Here is a 17,018-nt window from a genome sequence, read left to right as displayed (position 1 = left end):
ACTCCTCTCCTTTAGGCAGCGAATTAGTTGAACTTACGGCGTAAGAAGCCAAGGCCGAGTAACGCCAACAGCGCGCCTAAGCCAGTGCTACCGCCATCCGAGTCACTGCTGTTATCAGCAACCGCCACTTGTTTACGCTCTAATACCGTGCCATCAATACTAGTGGTCACCGTATATTCACCAGCAGCAATACCCGTGATAGGCACTTCAGTCCAACCCAGTGCGATTTCAAACTCATCCAGCACGTCTTTGGCAACACTGGACGAGGTAGCGACAGAAGCTGCATTGGCGTCACTAAAGCTCACCACCACTTCGTCACCCACTTTGAGATAAGAAGAGCCCGTGTACGCGGTTAGATCGACAAGATATTTAAAACCAGCCGTTGACGGCGCTTCGAGACGCGGCTCATTGATCGGTTCGCTTGGCAGTGCAATCGGTGTCCCAACAACGATCGGTTTATCACCAGGCAGCGTTGGATCGACAGGATCAAGCGGCTTACCAGCAAAGGAGATGTCCACCACAACAGGATCGATTTCAGCCGCGCGGTAGGCATCTGCATAGTTTTGTCCTAGGCTGTGATCAGCCGCAAACAAGGCAGATTCAGCGGCATTGATGTGCCAATGACCAGCATCCAGTACATTCGCTTTCAAGCCAGCGGATGTGAGGATGTAATCCAAATTGCCACTTTCATCGCCGTTCAAGCTGTTGAAGCTCTTTGGTGCCACAATATCGAGCACATTTTCGTATCCGTAGCTGGCCTCGATCACACGACTCTCGCTATCAAACGCTTTGTCTTCAACAAACGTTTGAGCCGCGGTTTTGACTTTGTAGCCCGCTGGCAACGCGGTGCGATTAGTCAGAACGGTGATGGCGTCTTCTTTGCCATAGCTATTGAGGTTACCGAGAATCACCTTCTCTCCGTCGATGCCAGCCAGTTTCTGGCCAAGATAATCGGCAGCAGAGACGCGCAAGTTCTCACATGCACCTTGTCTATCGCTATTGGAGGTATCCTCCAAACACGCTTGATCTTTATCGACAAATTGCGTTACGGCAACCGTCAGTGTTTCGTCACGATCTTTAAAAGAGAACTCAGGCACCAGCGCATCTGACTGAGCGATGACTTGCCCACCATCCAAACGCTGCTCTGGCATCGCAATCACCTGAGTGGCTTTTATACCCGCAACGCTAGGGCGATAGATGACATAGTTGCTGCTCGCCAAGCGACCGATGTGCGTAAGATCTTTCTCTTTGACGATCTCATACTTTTTCGCTTCTGGCAGTTTGGCATTGACGGCAGACACCAACTGCACAATCGCAGAGCTTTCACCAAAGCCATTGTTCTCTACCCCAATCACACCAACGATGTCGGCATCGAGTGCAACCAATGCCGCAGCCAATTTAGCCGTTTGCTGTTGCAATACCGTGGCATTTTCTGCCCCCGCAGTTTGCCCTGCGCTGAGATACGGATTCGCCTCGCCATTACCAACCAAGCTATTGAAGTATTCATCGGTATTGAAAGTCGCAATGCGCACGTCGCCTGATTTCAGCACTGGCGCCTGAGTACGGTTGTTGCCACGAGCAATAAAGGTATCGTTGTTCGCCTCTTCCGTGACATACAGACGGTAGTCCGAGTGAGAATAGCCGAGCACACCTTGCAGATTGCTCGCGCGGTCACCCACTCGAATGTAATCTTCACTCGAGCCGTTTTGGTCGATGTCTGTTTTGCCGAACTCAGGGTACCAACTTGGTTGGCCTTGAGTATCTTTGCTAAATGATTCCACCACTAGACGAGCATCATCATTACAATCAGCCGCTTGCGCTGCTTGTTGTGTTCCGGGGAAGAAAGATTGATTCGGGTGGACATTCACTTTGCCCTGAGTCAGCACCAAGTTGTAACGCTGTGGTCCTTCATCAAAACTGTAGCTGCGAGACACTTTCATGTCGGTGGTGGAAGTCAGCTTCACCAGCATGCCTTCGTAGCGTTCTAAGGTAAAATCAAACTCTGCGTCGTCGCTGAGTGCCGTCACCGCAACCGCGCTCACGCTTCCCGTTCCGGTTTTCTCGACTGCGGTCGCTGGCATTTGTGTCCAGCCGTAGTTTTCCTCGACAGGGCCAGTAACACGTACTTTGTCGCCAACGGCAAGCCCATCCACACTGGCCGCCACAAAAATACCGTCTGACGTTTTCGCATCGCTATCTGGCGTTTCATCTTGCATGAAGAAACCGACTGGTAAATCCCCGTCCAACGCTTGCGTTTGAATCGCCGTGATCACCCCTTCAACAGTAAAGCTCTCGCTAGAGATAAACTTGCCGTTGGCCGGATCAGTATAAGGCGATGCCCAGCCGCTGCCTTGCAGAGCGCTGATCAGCACTTGCGGCTGTGGATCTGGATCGGGATCTGGGTCAGGATCGGGATTGGTGCCTCCGCCGAGGTCGACGTTGCCAAAATCACTCCAATCATTCATATCCACGGTGGCAAACTTATTGGCATCATAAGTGGTCGATGGCGAGAAGTCGGTGCGTCTTAACGTAACATCTTTGTTGAAATCCACACCGTCACGATTGCCTACAATATCAATCACAGTGCCATTTTGTTTAATCGCTACGTCGTCGTTACCGTTAAAATAAGTGACGGTTGATTCAACGTTGCCTTTTGCTTTGAGGTCCGCAGCCGCTCCGCTATTGATGATCACGTAGGTTTGCCCAGAGGCCAAGGTCACGCCATCGAGAGAGAGCTTATTTCCCCAATCTTTGCCGTTGCCCGCCAGCTCCACGGTGTAGCCATCAAGCAACACTGACGCTGTGCCGACGTTTGCAATTTCAATCGCTTTGTTATTACCACTGCCTTCAGTGATCTCCGAGATGACGATATTGGCATGCACACTAGGTGCAACCACCGCCCCAATAGCGGCGGCTATAAGACTTTTTTTCATTGTTAACCCTCATCGGTAAACAAGTTTTTGATGTGTGAGTGCCCGTGTTGAGCCATCCACTTGAAGAAGGAAAAGGGCTGACGCAGCAGCGCCAACCCTTTCAGAGCCGATCAACGACGACGGCGTAGCAGGCCTAGGCCAAGGAGTGACAGCAGGGCACCAAAGCCGAAACTACCACCAGAACCGTCGTTCTCTGGATACACTGGCTTCACATTGCTTGAGTCACGTTTAACCACCGACATTTCCAGCGCTTTGCTTTCAACGGTCTCTTGTGCTGCGCTCTTCTCAACCGCATCACGCTTCAGCGTCATGGTGAAGGTGTACTCGCCCGCATTCAGGCCAACCACATCAAACATCACCGTTTGCGCACCATCATTGCTCAAAGTTACTTTCGGCAGCGCGACGCCTGCAGGGCGAGGCGAGATAGCGATCTCAGCTACGTCTCCTTTCTTCGCTTTGGCTGACACTGGGAAAGCAATGTCCGCTCGGCCACTTTTCACCGCAACAGTGACTGGGTTTTCACCCGCTTCACCATATTTGTAACCAATCACCAGTAGCGCAGGGTCATGGTCTGATGAACGGTACGGCGTTTGCGCGTAGAATGGATTGCTCTGTTCACTCGGTTCTTTCTTATAGTTACCATAATCGTAGAGGTTCGATTCTGGCGCGTTGATGTGCCAGTCTTTCGCATCCACTAAGCGATCTTTCATTGATGGCGAAACCAAGAGATGGTCAAGCGAACCAATCTCATTGTTATACGAGTAACTCCATGACGTTTCACCTTGCTCAGTAAATAGATCCACTGCGTTCAGGTAGCCATACGTTTTGGTGATGCGAGCACCTTCAGGACCATACTGTGGCTGACCATCGATATAGGTATAACCTGCTGCGTATAGCGCTTTGCCCGTTGAGTTATTGGTCAGAACCAGCATAGGATCTTCGTGCGCGTAGGAGTTCATGTCGCCCAGCAGCACTTTATCACCCGGAAGCTTGGCCATCTCTTCGCCCAGATGCACTGCGGCTGCAACACGGAAGTTCTCACATGCGCCTTGGTAGTCGTCATCGCGAACATCGTCGGTCACTGGGTTGAAATTCGCCCAGTTCTGCCATCCAGCCCAATCTTCATAACAGGTTGAGCCTTTTGATTTCAAATGGTTAATAGCAACAGTCAGTTTCTTACCGGTATTGAGTACGCTAAAGGTCGCAGCAATGGTATTGCGCTGGAAGTTGGCGCCGCTTTCACGGATCTCACCATCTTCACCAACAATCGCGCCCCCTTCTGGGTATTCAATCATCGGAGCATGCTGCTCAGGCATTGGGATGACTTTGCCAAACTGTAGTGACACTTTAGAAGGGCGATAGATTAAGCCTGTGGTGATCGCATCACTGCCGATGGTGTCGAGATCATCCAACACTTGGTCGCCATTTTTATCAAAGCCAACAAAGACATAACGATTGTGGATCGAGCGAGCATGATTGCGATCGCCATAATCTTCATAGTCATACTTCGCATTAATGGCAGCCAACAAGGTTTTGATTGCACCAAAGTCACCAAAACCATTGTTTTCCACTTCCATCAAACCGACGATATCGGCATTCAAGCCATTGATGGCCTCAACAATTTTTGCCTGCTGACGTTCAAATTCCAGCGAGGATTCGGCACCACGGTTATCACCAAACTTGTTATCTGACCCACCGAATGGCGAGTTGAAATAGTTGAGTACGTTTTGTGTTGCCACTTTAATAACAAAGCCGTCAGAACCATTATCGGTATTGATACTTGGCGCAGTCGTGCGTGGCGTATTGTGTACGATGTCACTGGTACTCAACTGATTGCTTGGCACTAGACGATATTCGTCGTAACTGTAGGTCATGACACCTTCAAGGTTTTTGACCGTATCGTTGATACGAATATAGTTTTTCTGTGGGTCGCTATTAAACGCTGGGTAATAAGGAATTTCACCATTCTTTGGCGCAACGGCACTGTCAATAAACAGAGTACGATCTCTGTTTTGACTTAACTGCATAAGAGATTCGAAACTGCCTGCCACGTGATCTTGGTTCGGGTGGAAGTTCGGACGTTCATACGCAAGCACCATGTTGTTTCGGTACTGCTTTTTGTCTAGAAGCTCAAAGTCGAAGTTAAAGGCACGCGTGACACGCATACTTTGATTGCCCTCTTGGGCATCATCCATGTCTTCAACCAGCTTAACCAGCATGCCCTCGTAACGCTCCAGCGTTTTAGCAAAAGATGCTCCATCAGACTCAAGACGTTTCATTTCCGCAGGAGCAATCGTGATTTTATTGCTATCGGTAACAACCCACTCACCATCCGTTTCCAGTTTAAACTGCGTTTGGCCGAAGTATTCACGTACCTTACCGATCACCGTGATCTCTTGGCCCACCATATCTGCGTTGGCTTTGTTCGAGTAAACAAAAAGGCCATTGGAAGTGGCTGGATTGTTGTCTTCATCGTAGAGGAAGAAACCTTTCGAGATGCCGTTGTTGGCACTGGTCAACACATGGCTAACACGTGCGGTCAACTTATAGTTTTCTTCGGTTTCGTAGAACTTATCTTCCTTAAGATCGCTGCCATGCTCTTTCTCAATCAATGGCGAGAACATTCCCGAACCTTGCACTTCAGCAAGAGTAACTTCAGTTGGAGGTGTGGGCGGCGCAGGTGGCTCAACAAACGTTGGCTTACCCAGATCAGCGAAAGTGTCCACCGCTTCAGCGGCCCAGTTCGCTTCCACAAATGCCGCGTTCTGCGTCATCGCGGTATTGACGCGTTTGTAGGTAACGTCCGCGCCCCAGTTGTTGCTGTTTTCACCGATGATATCGAGCGGCGCATCTTTGCTACCGATCCAAACCGCTTCACCCCCATTGAAGTTCAATGAGTCATAGCGGTCAGTCGACCAGTTACCTGTTTTCAGCAAAATGCCGCCATTTTGCTCGACATAATCTGTGAGCTCCGCAGTTGCATCGCCATTGACAATCACCAGACTCTTACCTGCTGGAATGGTTTTTCCGGTCAAAATCGATGTTCCATTGCCTTTGCCTTGACCATCACCAGAACCCGCTACCAATACTTGGTTCTTATAAGAGCTGTAGAAAAGGCCAACAGTGTCATCGAAGGTGTAATCTGTACTACCTGTATTGGTCAATTCAACGGCAGTATTCTTAGCATAACTACCTGAGCCATCAACATATTCTGAAATTAAGATGTGGTTAATATCCGCTAGCGCTGCGCCACTTAATACGCTACTAATCGCACCAGCAAGTAAAGTCATTTTTCTATTCATTTTTCTCATTCCCTCTGACACGATTAGAAGTAAACACGCGCATACGCATAGGCATCTTGTGCGGCTTCACCTGCGTTTAACTCAAGCGCAATCACACTGGATTTGGTTGGTTTGTAGTTCACGCCAACCGTGCCCCAAGTGCGGCTATCCCCCCAGCTATACTGGTTTGCGTTTAACTTCTGATTGTTTTTCTCCCACTTCTCATACTCTTCAAAGTTGTAGGAAGCGGTGAACTCCAAGTTCTTGCTGAAAATGTATTTAGCAGAAGCAAGGTAGCCCTTGTTTTCTTCTGTTTCATATTCATTGTGAATGTAGGTTTTCTTCCCTGTCGTAGTATCTACAGACTGTAAGGCTTTGTTCTGTGCAATATCTTCTTTCTCGAAGAAACCATTGATACCAAGATGGATGGTATCGGTGACAGCCAATCGTGCGCCCAGACCAACCAGGCGTTGCTCGCCGTATTTTGTTGCACCGTCTGAACCACCACGGCCTTCTAGGCCAAGTACGACAGAGAAGCTGTCGTGGAAGAAACCAATATAGCCGTTAACAATATCGCCTAGCTCGTCACCAGAAGAAGATTTACCACCATAGGTATAAGAGACACCCGTTTTGAGGTAGGTGAAGAATTGCCCTTCGTACTTGGCCGTGATGTCTTGGTCACCCGCTTCGCCAGTTTCCACCGTGGTATCAAAGGTAAAGTCGCCCCATTTGTCGTAATCATCGAACGCCGTATCGGTCAGGCCCACTTCAACGTATTGGCTAAATCGCTGACTTTGAACCACGTCATAGCCGATAAAAAGTTTGTCGATACTTAGCACTAAATCGCCAGAGCCACCTGCCCAGTTTTCGCGTTCGTAATCGAGCTCTAAACGGTAGTGCATGCGATCGTTTTTGCCACGTACGCCCATGGTAGCGAATGAGTCATCGATGAAGCTTTGGTCTTTGAAAAACTCGCCGTATTCGTAATTTGCCCCGATATGACCACCAACGCCGACTTCACCATATAATTTCAGGTAATCACCATTATCGTCCTGATAAATAGTGGCAGCATTCACTGCGGTCGCCATACATAGCGAAGATATCGCTATTGCCACTGCATTTCGTTTTAACATTGCTATTTCCTTGTATCTTAAAATCCAACTTGGAATGATGTTCTGTATGGTAAACAGGGCTCTGTTATTACATTGATTGGCCAACAGGATATTTATCGGTCAAATTTTAGGCACACAAAGCCGTGCTCGCTTCTTTCGCTGCGAGGAGAGGTTCCGTTTAACCAGATCTTATCTAAACTGGACTAATGTCTCTCTTTTATGCAAAAAGAAAAGAGATAAGCATGTTAAATGCGAAATGTTTCACAATTATAAAAGTATTAATACGAAGGGTTTTATATTTTCAACAAATATCGTTGTTAATATAAACAACAATAACTCAACATTGACAAAGTTAGAGCAAACGCTCAGTTTTACATTTTTAATTATGATAAGCCGATGAAATATATTAGTGCAGGCAAGAAATAATAAAAAAGGCCGCACTGATTGGCGTAATGCCAGTCAGTTAAGCTGACTGGCATTTTTTCTATTTGTCGCGTACTTCTTGGGTTTCAACTTCACCCATCGAGGATAACTTCTATCTTCTCTTCGAGGTGGTAGGATAAACATGGATACATGCTCCAGTAATACTTCATAGTGTTTAGGGAGCTTTCCTGGGCTTGTTAAAGGCAACGCTGCAAAGTATTGCGTCACAGCCATAGCACTGCTCGTAAAGCTCAGTTGATTTGGCCAGACACTATCTAACCTACTTGCCGCTTTTGTCATAACCTGCCTGATAAGGTTATAGGCTAGTAGAATACCCCAGAGCTCCTGCTTAACCATATCTGGACGCTTGCTTCGCAATGTATACTCTCTGTCAAGCAAGGTTTCCTTCATTTCCCGATAGCCTAATTCGATTTCCCAGCGATAACGATAGAGCTCTACAATTTCTTCGCCAGGAAAACGTAACCCGTCACGCATTGAGGTAAGTATCTGATACTCTTTACCGTTAATGATTTTCGAGACTAGCCTTGCTTCAACTACATCAGGAAGTTCACTAAACTTCTTTCTTGCCTGAGGAGTGGTTTTAATCGCAACGATTGCATCACTCTTGCTGTACCTATGAACGACTTCATACTGGAAGTCTTTTCTCACAGGAAGCATCCAATGCCTCTCTTGGCCGACTTTGTTCCAGCGGTTCAGCAGTCCCAGAGAGTAATATCCTTTGTCAAAAATAGTCAGAGAATGGTCTGGCGTTTGTTCTATGAGCTCTTCTGCAAGCCGCATTTCGTTGGTTCGATAGTCAGAGAATGCACTATCGATGAGCTGATGGCTTGTAAGCTCCATCAAGCAAACCATGCGTACCTTAGGGTAAATATTTTCAGATGACTGATTACGCTGTGCTTTAAACTCTTGATGATTTTCAGGTGTATCCGCTGTTCTCCAAACGACACCATCGACAGATAGGAGATTGAGTCCACACCAAGTTTCAAATTTAGAAGATTGATAACTCTGAGCCGCCATCGTCTTAAAGACTTGTTTAACACCTTCTTCGCCTAATCTCTGCCTAGCTTGGACAACAGCACTTGGCGCAACAAAGCGCCGTTTGTCTGGTAGGACAATATCAAGTTGGTTAGCAATATCCCAAACAGATTGTTGCCGAAAAAGACTCATTCCAACAACGGACCAAAGTACTGCTTCCAAGGGTAAACGTCTTCTTCTAACTGTTGCTACGCCAGCTTTTTCAAAACCTTGCTGGATAAGCTCTGGACTAAGAATTTCAGAGTATTTGTCAAAGTGATGGAAGGTATTGCATGAGCGAAAAGTACTCGCAAGTTGGCTCTCTAAAGACATGAAAAATCCGATATTAGTTTCCTAATATCGGATTTTGAAGCCTTTTGAGGATCGGTCAAATGATCTCAAAAACTTTTCTTAACTGATCGGCATTACGCACTGATTGACGACCTTCTATTATTTGCAAAATATTTCTGATTTATGGACGCGTCACAAAACCCACGGCTTGGTAAACTTGTTTCAGTGTTTGCGCGGCGCGTGCTGACGCTTTTTCTGCACCTTGGCGCATCACTTCATTCATATAAGTGCGATCTTCACGAATGCGATGGTACTCGGCTTGAATCGGCTCAAGCATTGCCACCAGTGCTTCACCAACATCTTTCTTAAATGGACCATACATTTCTACGCCTTGGTATTTGGCTTCGATCTCTGCAAGGCTCATCCCTGTGGCTGCTGAGTACAGCCCCATCAGATTCGAGATGCCCGCTTTGTTGTCCCAATCATGGGCGATACGCGGTGGCGTTTCAGTATCCGTTTGCGCTTTGTTGATCTTCTTGAGAATCGATTTTGGATCTTCCAGCAAGGTGATCACGTTCTTACGGTTGTCATCCGATTTCGACATCTTCTTGGTCGCATCCTGCAAGCTCATAACACGAGCGTTAACCGTTGGAATGTATGGCTCAGGAATAGTGAAAATTGGGTTGTCTGGTGAGTAGATGTTGTTGAAACGAGTGGCAATATCACGAGCCAGTTCCAGATGCTGCTTCTGATCGCTGCCCACGGGCACTTGGTGCGCACCGTAGAGTAAAATATCCGCGGCCATCAACACTGGGTAACCAAACAAACCAACGTTCACATCGTTGGCGTAACGGGCAGATTTGTCTTTAAACTGAGTCATGCGGCTCAATTCGCCCATTTGGGTATAACAGTTAAGAAGCCAACCAAGCTGAGCATGCTCTGGTACATGGGACTGAACAAATAGCGTGCTCTTCTTCGGATCAACACCAACTGCGAGACAGATGGCCAATGCATCGAGGGTCGCTTCATGCAATGCTTTCGGATCTTGGCGAACCGTGATGGCATGAAGATCAACCACGCAATATTGGCAATCATAGTCGTCTTGCATCTGTTGCCATTGACGTAGAGCACCCAAGTAGTTACCGATACTTAGTTCACCTGACGGTTGAACACCACTCAATACGATGGGTTTGCTCATGAAATGCTTCCTTTGACTTCTTAATCTTAAATAAATGAAAAACCGTGCAGACTCGGCGCACGGTTTTCTCAGTGTACTCATTGATGAGTATTTTTCTAGTGGTTTTCACTGCGTTGGGCCGAGACGAATCGCACTTCAGGCAGAAACGAGCACCACATCCAGCAGTTTGGCTAGAGAATCCGCGACATAATCAGGGTTGGAGTTGGCTATTGGCTCTCCGTGATTGTAGCCATACGTCAAACCAAATGAGGCACAACCAGCATTTTTCGCCGCAAGAATGTCGTTTTTCGAGTCGCCGACCATCAGCATTTGCGCAGCAGTCAACTGATGCTTTTCCAGCAGCCAGTTGAGCGCAATCGGGTTGGGTTTGCGCTCAGCAAAAGTATCTCCACCGATCACGTCCACAAAATAGTCGGCGATACCATGCTGCACTAAAACATCCGGAACAAATTTGCTCGGTTTATTGGTAACCAGCGCCATTTTTATGCCCGCACGATGCAGCTCTTGCAGCGTCTCTTTGACCGTCGGGTACAAATGACTCAAGCGATGCCCTGTCTGCTGATAGAAATCATCAAACAGCTCACGCGCTTTGCCGCGCAGCTCATCACTCAAACTCGGGTCAATGGTCAAGTTTTGACTCAGCGCGCGACCAATCAAGATATCAGCCCCGTTGCCAACGTAATCGCGCACTTGCACTTCACTCACACTAGGAAAGCCCAAGGCTTGTACCGCTTGATCCGCAGCGACCGCCAGATCAGGCACACTGTCGAGCAATGTGCCATCGAGATCAAAAGCGATCAGTTGAATGTCTTGTTGAAACATAAAATGGAAATTCTCTAAAAAACGAAGGATGGGCATGCCCATCCTTTCTAAATGACCGTTGCGGGTACTATACCTGTCCGCTTACTGTGACGCCAGTCTCTGACGCACCGCTTCAAAAAGGCAAATACCCGACGCCACCGACACATTGAGGCTAGAGACACTGCCCGCCATCGGAATTTTGATTAAGTCATCGCACGTTTCCCGAGTCAAACGGCGCATGCCGTCACCTTCAGCGCCCATGACAATCGCCAACGGGCCAGTCAGCTTGGCCTGATAAATATCGTGCGTTGCTTCACCTGCCGTGCCAACAAACCAGATACCTTTTTCCTGCAGATGACGCATGGTGCGCGCTAAGTTGGTCACACGAATCAGCGGCACCGTTTCCGCTGCGCCACACGCCACTTTGCTCACCGTCGCGGTCATTGGCGCTGATTTGTCTTTCGGCACAATCACAGCAGCCACACCAGCCGCGTCCGCATTGCGTAAACACGCGCCTAAGTTATGCGGATCGGTCACCCCATCCAACACCAGCAATAGTGGCGTCGTATGCTGAGCTAAAATGTCATCCAGATCGTTTTCGTTCAACTGCTTAGCGGGTTTCACTTTGGCAATAATACCCTGATGGTTCGCGCCGTGCGCTTTGTCATCTAAGGTTTTTCGTGCCATTTGCTGAATGGAAACCCCCACCATTTGCAGCTCGCCTAAAATCGGCATCAGGCGATCATCCTGACGGCCTTTCAGCACATAGGCTTCAATAAAACGTTCTGGCTCACGCGCTAAAACCGCTTTTACCGCGTGAATACCGTAAATAAATTCATTACTCATTGCTTAACCTGTTTACTCGTGTAGAAGACCACTGCCTGCTCACTCAGCTGCTTTTGCACTGCGCTTGGTTTTCTTTGGCTTACTGTGTGGTTTTTTCTTACGCGCTTTTTTTACTTTCTGCTTTTTGTCTGCTCCTTCAACGGGGGCAGGACGTTTGGTTGGTTCGATCACTGGCTCATGGCGCATGGTTTTGCCAGAGGCCTTGGCGATGCCTTTTTTCTTCGCTTTGGCCTTTTCTTTCGCTTCAGCGACACGTTTTTTCGCGGTTTTTCCTTCGCCGCGTAGCTTACGGCTGGTTCCCACCAACTCAAAGTCAATTTGTCTATCGTCTAGATTGACCGACAGCACTTTCACTTTAACTGCATCACCGAGACGATAGATGTGCCCAAAGCTTTCGCCAATCAATCTTTGGCCAATCGGATCAAACTGATAGTAGTCATTTGCTAGGGTCGAGATGTGCACTAAGCCATCGATGTGCAGCTCAGTTAAGCGCACAAAGAAACCAAAACTGGTTACATTGGCAATCACACCGTCGAGTTCATCGCCAACATGATCCTGCATGTACTCACACTTAAGCCAATCGGCCACTTCACGAGTCGCATCATCAGCACGGCGCTCAGTCATTGAGCACTGCTCACCGTAGAAATCCATGTCATCGAAAGAGTAGTGGTAGCCGCCCGTCGGCGTCCAACGGTCCTGATTACGTCCCTCTTCTTTGGCAATCAGGTATTTGATTGCACGATGCAGCAAGAGATCCGGATAGCGGCGGATAGGTGAGGTAAAGTGTGCGTAACGCTTCAGCGCCAAGCCAAAGTGACCGGCGTTGTCGGCATTGTAGACCGCTTGCTTCATCGAGCGCAGCAGCATGGTTTGGATCAACTCTTTATCGGCTCGCTCACCAATCTGTTTGACCAAATCCGCATAATCGGTCGGCGAAGGTTCTAAGCCTCCTTTCAGATCAAGCCCTAGCTCGCTGAGAAAATCGCGGAAACCTTGCAAACGCAGCTCTCCAGGAGATTCATGAACGCGGTACAGAGCGGGCTCTTTGGCTTTTTCCACCAAAGAGGCCGAAGCGATGTTCGCCATGATCATACACTCTTCGATGATCTTGTGCGCATCGTTGCGAATCACAGGTTCAATGCTTTCGATCTTACGCTCAGGGTTGAAAATGAACTTAGTTTCCACCGTTTCAAACTCAATCGCACCGCGCTGATCGCGAGCCGCTTTGAGCACTTTGTACATCGCATGCAGCTCTTCCAGATGCGGCACTAAAGCTGCGTAGCGTTCACGCAACTCCTCATCGCCCTCGAGAATGTCGCTCACTTTGGTGTAAGTCAAACGGGCGTGCGAATTCATCACCGCTTCGTAATGTTTGTACCCTGAGAGTTTTCCGGTGTCGGAAATGGTCATTTCGCACACCATGCACAAGCGATCAACTTGTGGGTTCAAAGAACACAAGCCATTTGACAGTACTTCCGGCAACATAGGTACCACTTGCGATGGGAAGTAAACGGAGTTACCGCGGTTGATGGCTTCTTTGTCAAGCGCCGTATCTGGCCGCACGTAGTAACTCACGTCAGCAATCGCCACCCACAAGCGCCAGCCACCGCCTTTTTTCTTCTCGCAGTAAACGGCATCGTCGAAGTCACGGGCGTCTTCGCCATCAATGGTAACAAGTGGCAGTTGACGCAGATCCACACGTCCAACTTTGGCCTCTTCAGGCACTTCTTCACCTAAGTTGGCGATTTGCTTTTCCACTTCTTGCGGCCATTCGTGTGGGATCTGGTGGGTACGAATCGCAATCTGCGTCTCCATACCCGGCGCCATGTTCTCGCCTAACACTTCCACCACTTTGCCCATCATGCCACGAGAGCGAGCGCCACGGTCGGTGATCTCAATAACGACCACATTGCCCATGCGCGCTCCCGCTTTGAGTTCATTCGGGATCAGAATATCTTGGCTAATGCGCGAATCATCTGGCACCACATAAGAGTAGCCATACTCAAGGAAGAAACGGCCGACGATTTGCGATTGGCGCTCTTCAAGAATGCGTACAAGACGACCTTCGCGACGCCCTCGCTTGCTGTTGTCGGTCGGTTGCACCAAGACATAATCGCCGTGGATCACGCTACGCATCTGGTGGTGCGGCAGCAAGATGTCATCATCTTTGTTGGTGCTGCCATCCGGCCTTACCCAGCCGTGCCCGTCTTTGTGTCCAATCACGTAACCTTTGATCATCTCCAGCTTTTCAGGCAAGGCATAGCACTGACGACGCGTAAACACCAGTTGCCCGTCGCGCTCCATGGCACGCAAGCGGCGTCTTAGCCCTTCGTACTGTTCTTCATCTTTGAGATGCAGCGCTTCAAACAAATCGTTGCGATTCATCGGAACGCCAGCCTGCGCGAGGAATTCAAGAATGAACTCCCTGCTCGGAATGGGATTTTCGTAGTTTTCTGATTCACGATCAGCAAAAGGATCGTTTTGAATTACGTCTGACATAGGCACGCCTATTTAGCAAGGAAGGTATAGCGTTAGTATATCCGAGTCTCTCGATAAGCTACAGAATTGCTTTGAAAAAGAATGGCTACGCTCTAGCAAGAAGGATCATCAGTTCTGCATTATCACTCAATAAATCGTCAATCGTGCATTGATCCAGTTCCGCTAAAAACGCTTGTTTTGCACGCGCCAGTCGCTCTTTCAAACGACATGCAGGGGTGATGTGACAAAACTCAGTTGAACAGTTGACCAGCACCAAAGGTTCTAAGTCTCTGACCACTTCACCGACCGAGATCGTGCTAGCCGGACGATTGAGACGAATGCCGCCGTTTTTTCCTCGCACGGTTTGAATGTAGCCAAGTTGACCAAGACGATTGATCACTTTCACTAAATGATTTCGAGAAACGGAAAACAGATCAGTTACTTCCGTAATATTGGTCAACTGATTTTCGGGTAAGGAAGCAAGATAAATCAGGGTACGTAAACCGTAATCGGTAAAACTGGTTAGTTGCATTTTGCTCTCCTGTGTCGTTTTGAAAGTCTAAAACTTTTCTTGCGTGAAAGATACATTTGAGATACAACTTTAAACATGCATTGATAATGCAACTTAAAACTTATTACTAATAAAAACTGCTCACTCTTCAAAGGAAGCCCGCGATGCTCAGCGAAAACACCATCCAGATTGTTAAATCCACCGCGCCACTTCTGGCAGAAACGGGTCCTCAATTGACCGCGCATTTCTACCAACGCATGTTTACCCATCACCCCGAACTCAAAGAAATTTTTAACATGAGTAATCAGCGTAACGGCGATCAGCGAGAAGCGTTGTTTAATGCAATTTGCGCGTATGCCAACAACATAGACAACCTTCCTGCCCTGCTGGGAGCGGTCGAAAAAATCGCCCACAAGCATTCCAGCTTTCTCATCTCTGCCGACCAATACCAGATTGTTGGCAGCCACTTGCTTGCCACCATTGATGAGCTTTTTTCGCCAGGAGAAGCCGTGCTCAATGCGTGGGCCGAAGCATATGGCGTGTTAGCCAATCTCTTTATTGCCCGAGAAGAGCAGATTTATCAGCATAATCAAGCGCAAGAAGGCGGATGGCGTGGGGTACGCGAATTTGAATTGATCGATAAACACTATGAAAGCAGCACCATTTGCAGCTTCGTTTTCAAACCCACCGATGGCTTAAACGTTGCTCGCTATAAACCGGGGCAATACATTGGCATTCATATCCAGCACCCAAGCCTCGAGCATCAAGAGATCCGTCAATACAGTTTATCGAGTGCGCCACAAGAGGGTTTCTACCGTATTTCCGTAAAACGCGAGTTCGGCGGTTTGGTGTCCAGCTATCTGCACGATACACTGCAAGTAGGCGAAACGGTCAAACTCACCGCACCTGCGGGGGATTTTTACCTCGACGTCACGCCCCAAACCCCAGTCGTGCTTATCTCTGCAGGTGTCGGCTTAACCCCGATGCTTGCCATGCTGGAAAGCTTATCTGAGCATCAAGCACCGCTTACTTGGGTACATGCAACGGAAAATGGCCAGCAGCACGCCTTTAAACAGCACACCAAGGCTTTAGTTTCCAAGCTCGAACAGGGGCAAACAGCAATTTGGTACAATCAGCCACGCGCCGAAGATCGCCTCGGTGATGATTTTCATTTCACGGGTTTGCTCAAACTGGATGAGATACGCGACAAGCTACAAGCAGAGAATGCGCAAGTTTACCTTTGTGGGCCCATTGGTTTTATGCAATATGCCGCCAAGCAGTTAGTTACGCTTGGCCTCACCAGTGAGCAAATCCATTACGAGTGTTTTGGCCCACATAAAGTGATGTAACTTGGCTAAACATTAAGACTCAACAGAAACAACAAAGCCCACTCAGCGAAGTGGGCTTTGTTATAAAGAGTGAGAAAATTTGACTGCTACCAGAAGGTGTCGCGCCGCTTAGCTCGGGCAATGATGTTCTCTGGCATGCGCTGCTCTAACCCTTGACGCAACATAGAGATGCGTTGGTGCTGCCTTTGATCCGCCGTGACGGAGTTATATAGCCAGCGATAGGCATCTTCGTAATCTAAAGGGCTGCCATAATCACGCAGCAGCAGTTCCGCTAAGTGTATCCGCGCATTTAAATTACCCATGGCCGCAGCCTCACGTAAGTAAGGAATGGCGCGCTCTTTATCTTGCTGTACTAAAGTTCCACGCGAGTAGTAACGCCCAAGCTGTTCCAGCGCAGCAGGCAAACCTTGATGCGCCGCGTTTTCCATGTAGTAGAGACCGAGCTCGACGTCTTGATCAACACACACACCCCACGCCAACATATCACCGTACAAAAATTCGTATGCGGGCAAGCTGATCCGTGTAGCACGCGCGACAATATCTTCCACCAGCTGACAGTTATCTGCCCGTACTCGTTCCAGGTGCTTATTCTGCTCAATCAGCTTGATAAGCTCTGCTTCGGTATAGATGGGTACCGGCGCCCCGACATCAGCAACACTGGCTTTAGTAAAAGGAGCACTCAACACCAACAGTAGCGAAGCAGCCACCGTTCGTAATTTCATATTCATCACTCTTTAATGTTTATCTGGCAACCAGGATC

The 17,018-nt window shown here is 48.4% G+C and carries 11 protein-coding genes; 1 reads left to right on the top strand and 10 read right to left on the bottom strand.

The features are described 5' to 3' along the window. Positions 1–23: 23 nt before the first annotated feature. From EWA64_RS10145 to nsrR, 9 genes are all read right to left on the bottom strand, one after another. On the bottom strand, positions 24–2,933 hold the full coding sequence (locus tag EWA64_RS10145) for an ExeM/NucH family extracellular endonuclease (RefSeq protein WP_061896019.1): 2,910 nt from the start codon (positions 2,931–2,933) through the stop codon (positions 24–26). Between the two features lie 110 nt (positions 2,934–3,043). Beyond that, a complete protein-coding gene (locus tag EWA64_RS10140; RefSeq protein ID WP_061896018.1) occupies positions 3,044–6,235 on the bottom strand; it encodes an ExeM/NucH family extracellular endonuclease in 3,192 nt (1,063 codons plus the stop codon). Positions 6,236–6,258: 23 nt separating this feature from the next. After that, complete coding sequence (locus EWA64_RS10135) at positions 6,259–7,347, bottom strand: porin (RefSeq protein WP_061896017.1); 1,089 nt, start codon at positions 7,345–7,347, stop codon at positions 6,259–6,261. Positions 7,348–7,785: 438 nt separating this feature from the next. Then, entirely contained in the window at positions 7,786–9,117 is a 1,332-nt protein-coding gene (locus tag EWA64_RS10130; RefSeq protein WP_061893439.1) for an IS4 family transposase, read from the bottom strand. A 139-nt stretch (positions 9,118–9,256) separates the two neighbouring features. Next, positions 9,257–10,273, bottom strand: a complete 1,017-nt coding sequence (trpS, locus tag EWA64_RS10125) for a tryptophan--tRNA ligase (RefSeq protein ID WP_061894820.1) — start codon at positions 10,271–10,273, stop codon at positions 9,257–9,259. 135 nt (positions 10,274–10,408) lie between these two features. Next, positions 10,409–11,095, bottom strand: coding sequence for a phosphoglycolate phosphatase (locus tag EWA64_RS10120; RefSeq protein ID WP_061894833.1), 687 nt, complete (start codon positions 11,093–11,095; stop codon positions 10,409–10,411). 81 nt (positions 11,096–11,176) lie between these two features. Then, positions 11,177–11,920, bottom strand: a complete 744-nt coding sequence (gene rlmB, locus EWA64_RS10115) for a 23S rRNA (guanosine(2251)-2'-O)-methyltransferase RlmB (protein WP_039439242.1) — start codon at positions 11,918–11,920, stop codon at positions 11,177–11,179. A 39-nt stretch (positions 11,921–11,959) separates the two neighbouring features. Continuing rightward, entirely contained in the window at positions 11,960–14,419 is a 2,460-nt protein-coding gene (gene rnr, locus EWA64_RS10110; RefSeq protein WP_061894821.1) for a ribonuclease R, read from the bottom strand. 85 nt (positions 14,420–14,504) lie between these two features. Continuing rightward, positions 14,505–14,930 carry a nitric oxide-sensing transcriptional repressor NsrR gene (nsrR, locus tag EWA64_RS10105; RefSeq protein ID WP_061894822.1) on the bottom strand — a complete coding sequence of 142 codons (426 nt, stop codon included), beginning with the start codon at positions 14,928–14,930 and terminating at the stop codon, positions 14,505–14,507. Between the two features lie 143 nt (positions 14,931–15,073). Between nsrR and hmpA the strand changes: the two genes are divergently transcribed. Continuing rightward, entirely contained in the window at positions 15,074–16,258 is a 1,185-nt protein-coding gene (gene hmpA / locus EWA64_RS10100; protein ID WP_061894823.1) for an NO-inducible flavohemoprotein, read from the top strand. Positions 16,259–16,344: 86 nt separating this feature from the next. On the opposite strand, the gene motX is transcribed toward hmpA, so the two are convergent. Further along, positions 16,345–16,980, bottom strand: coding sequence for a flagellar protein MotX (gene motX, locus EWA64_RS10095; RefSeq protein ID WP_039431206.1), 636 nt, complete (start codon positions 16,978–16,980; stop codon positions 16,345–16,347). Positions 16,981–17,018: the final 38 nt, after the last annotated feature.

The sequence above is a fragment of the Vibrio cidicii genome (genome assembly GCF_009665415.1).
GTDB classification, from domain to species: domain Bacteria; phylum Pseudomonadota; class Gammaproteobacteria; order Enterobacterales; family Vibrionaceae; genus Vibrio; species Vibrio cidicii.
The sequence above is the reverse complement of the archived record's forward strand: the minus strand, read 5'-3'. Positions and strand labels throughout refer to the sequence as shown.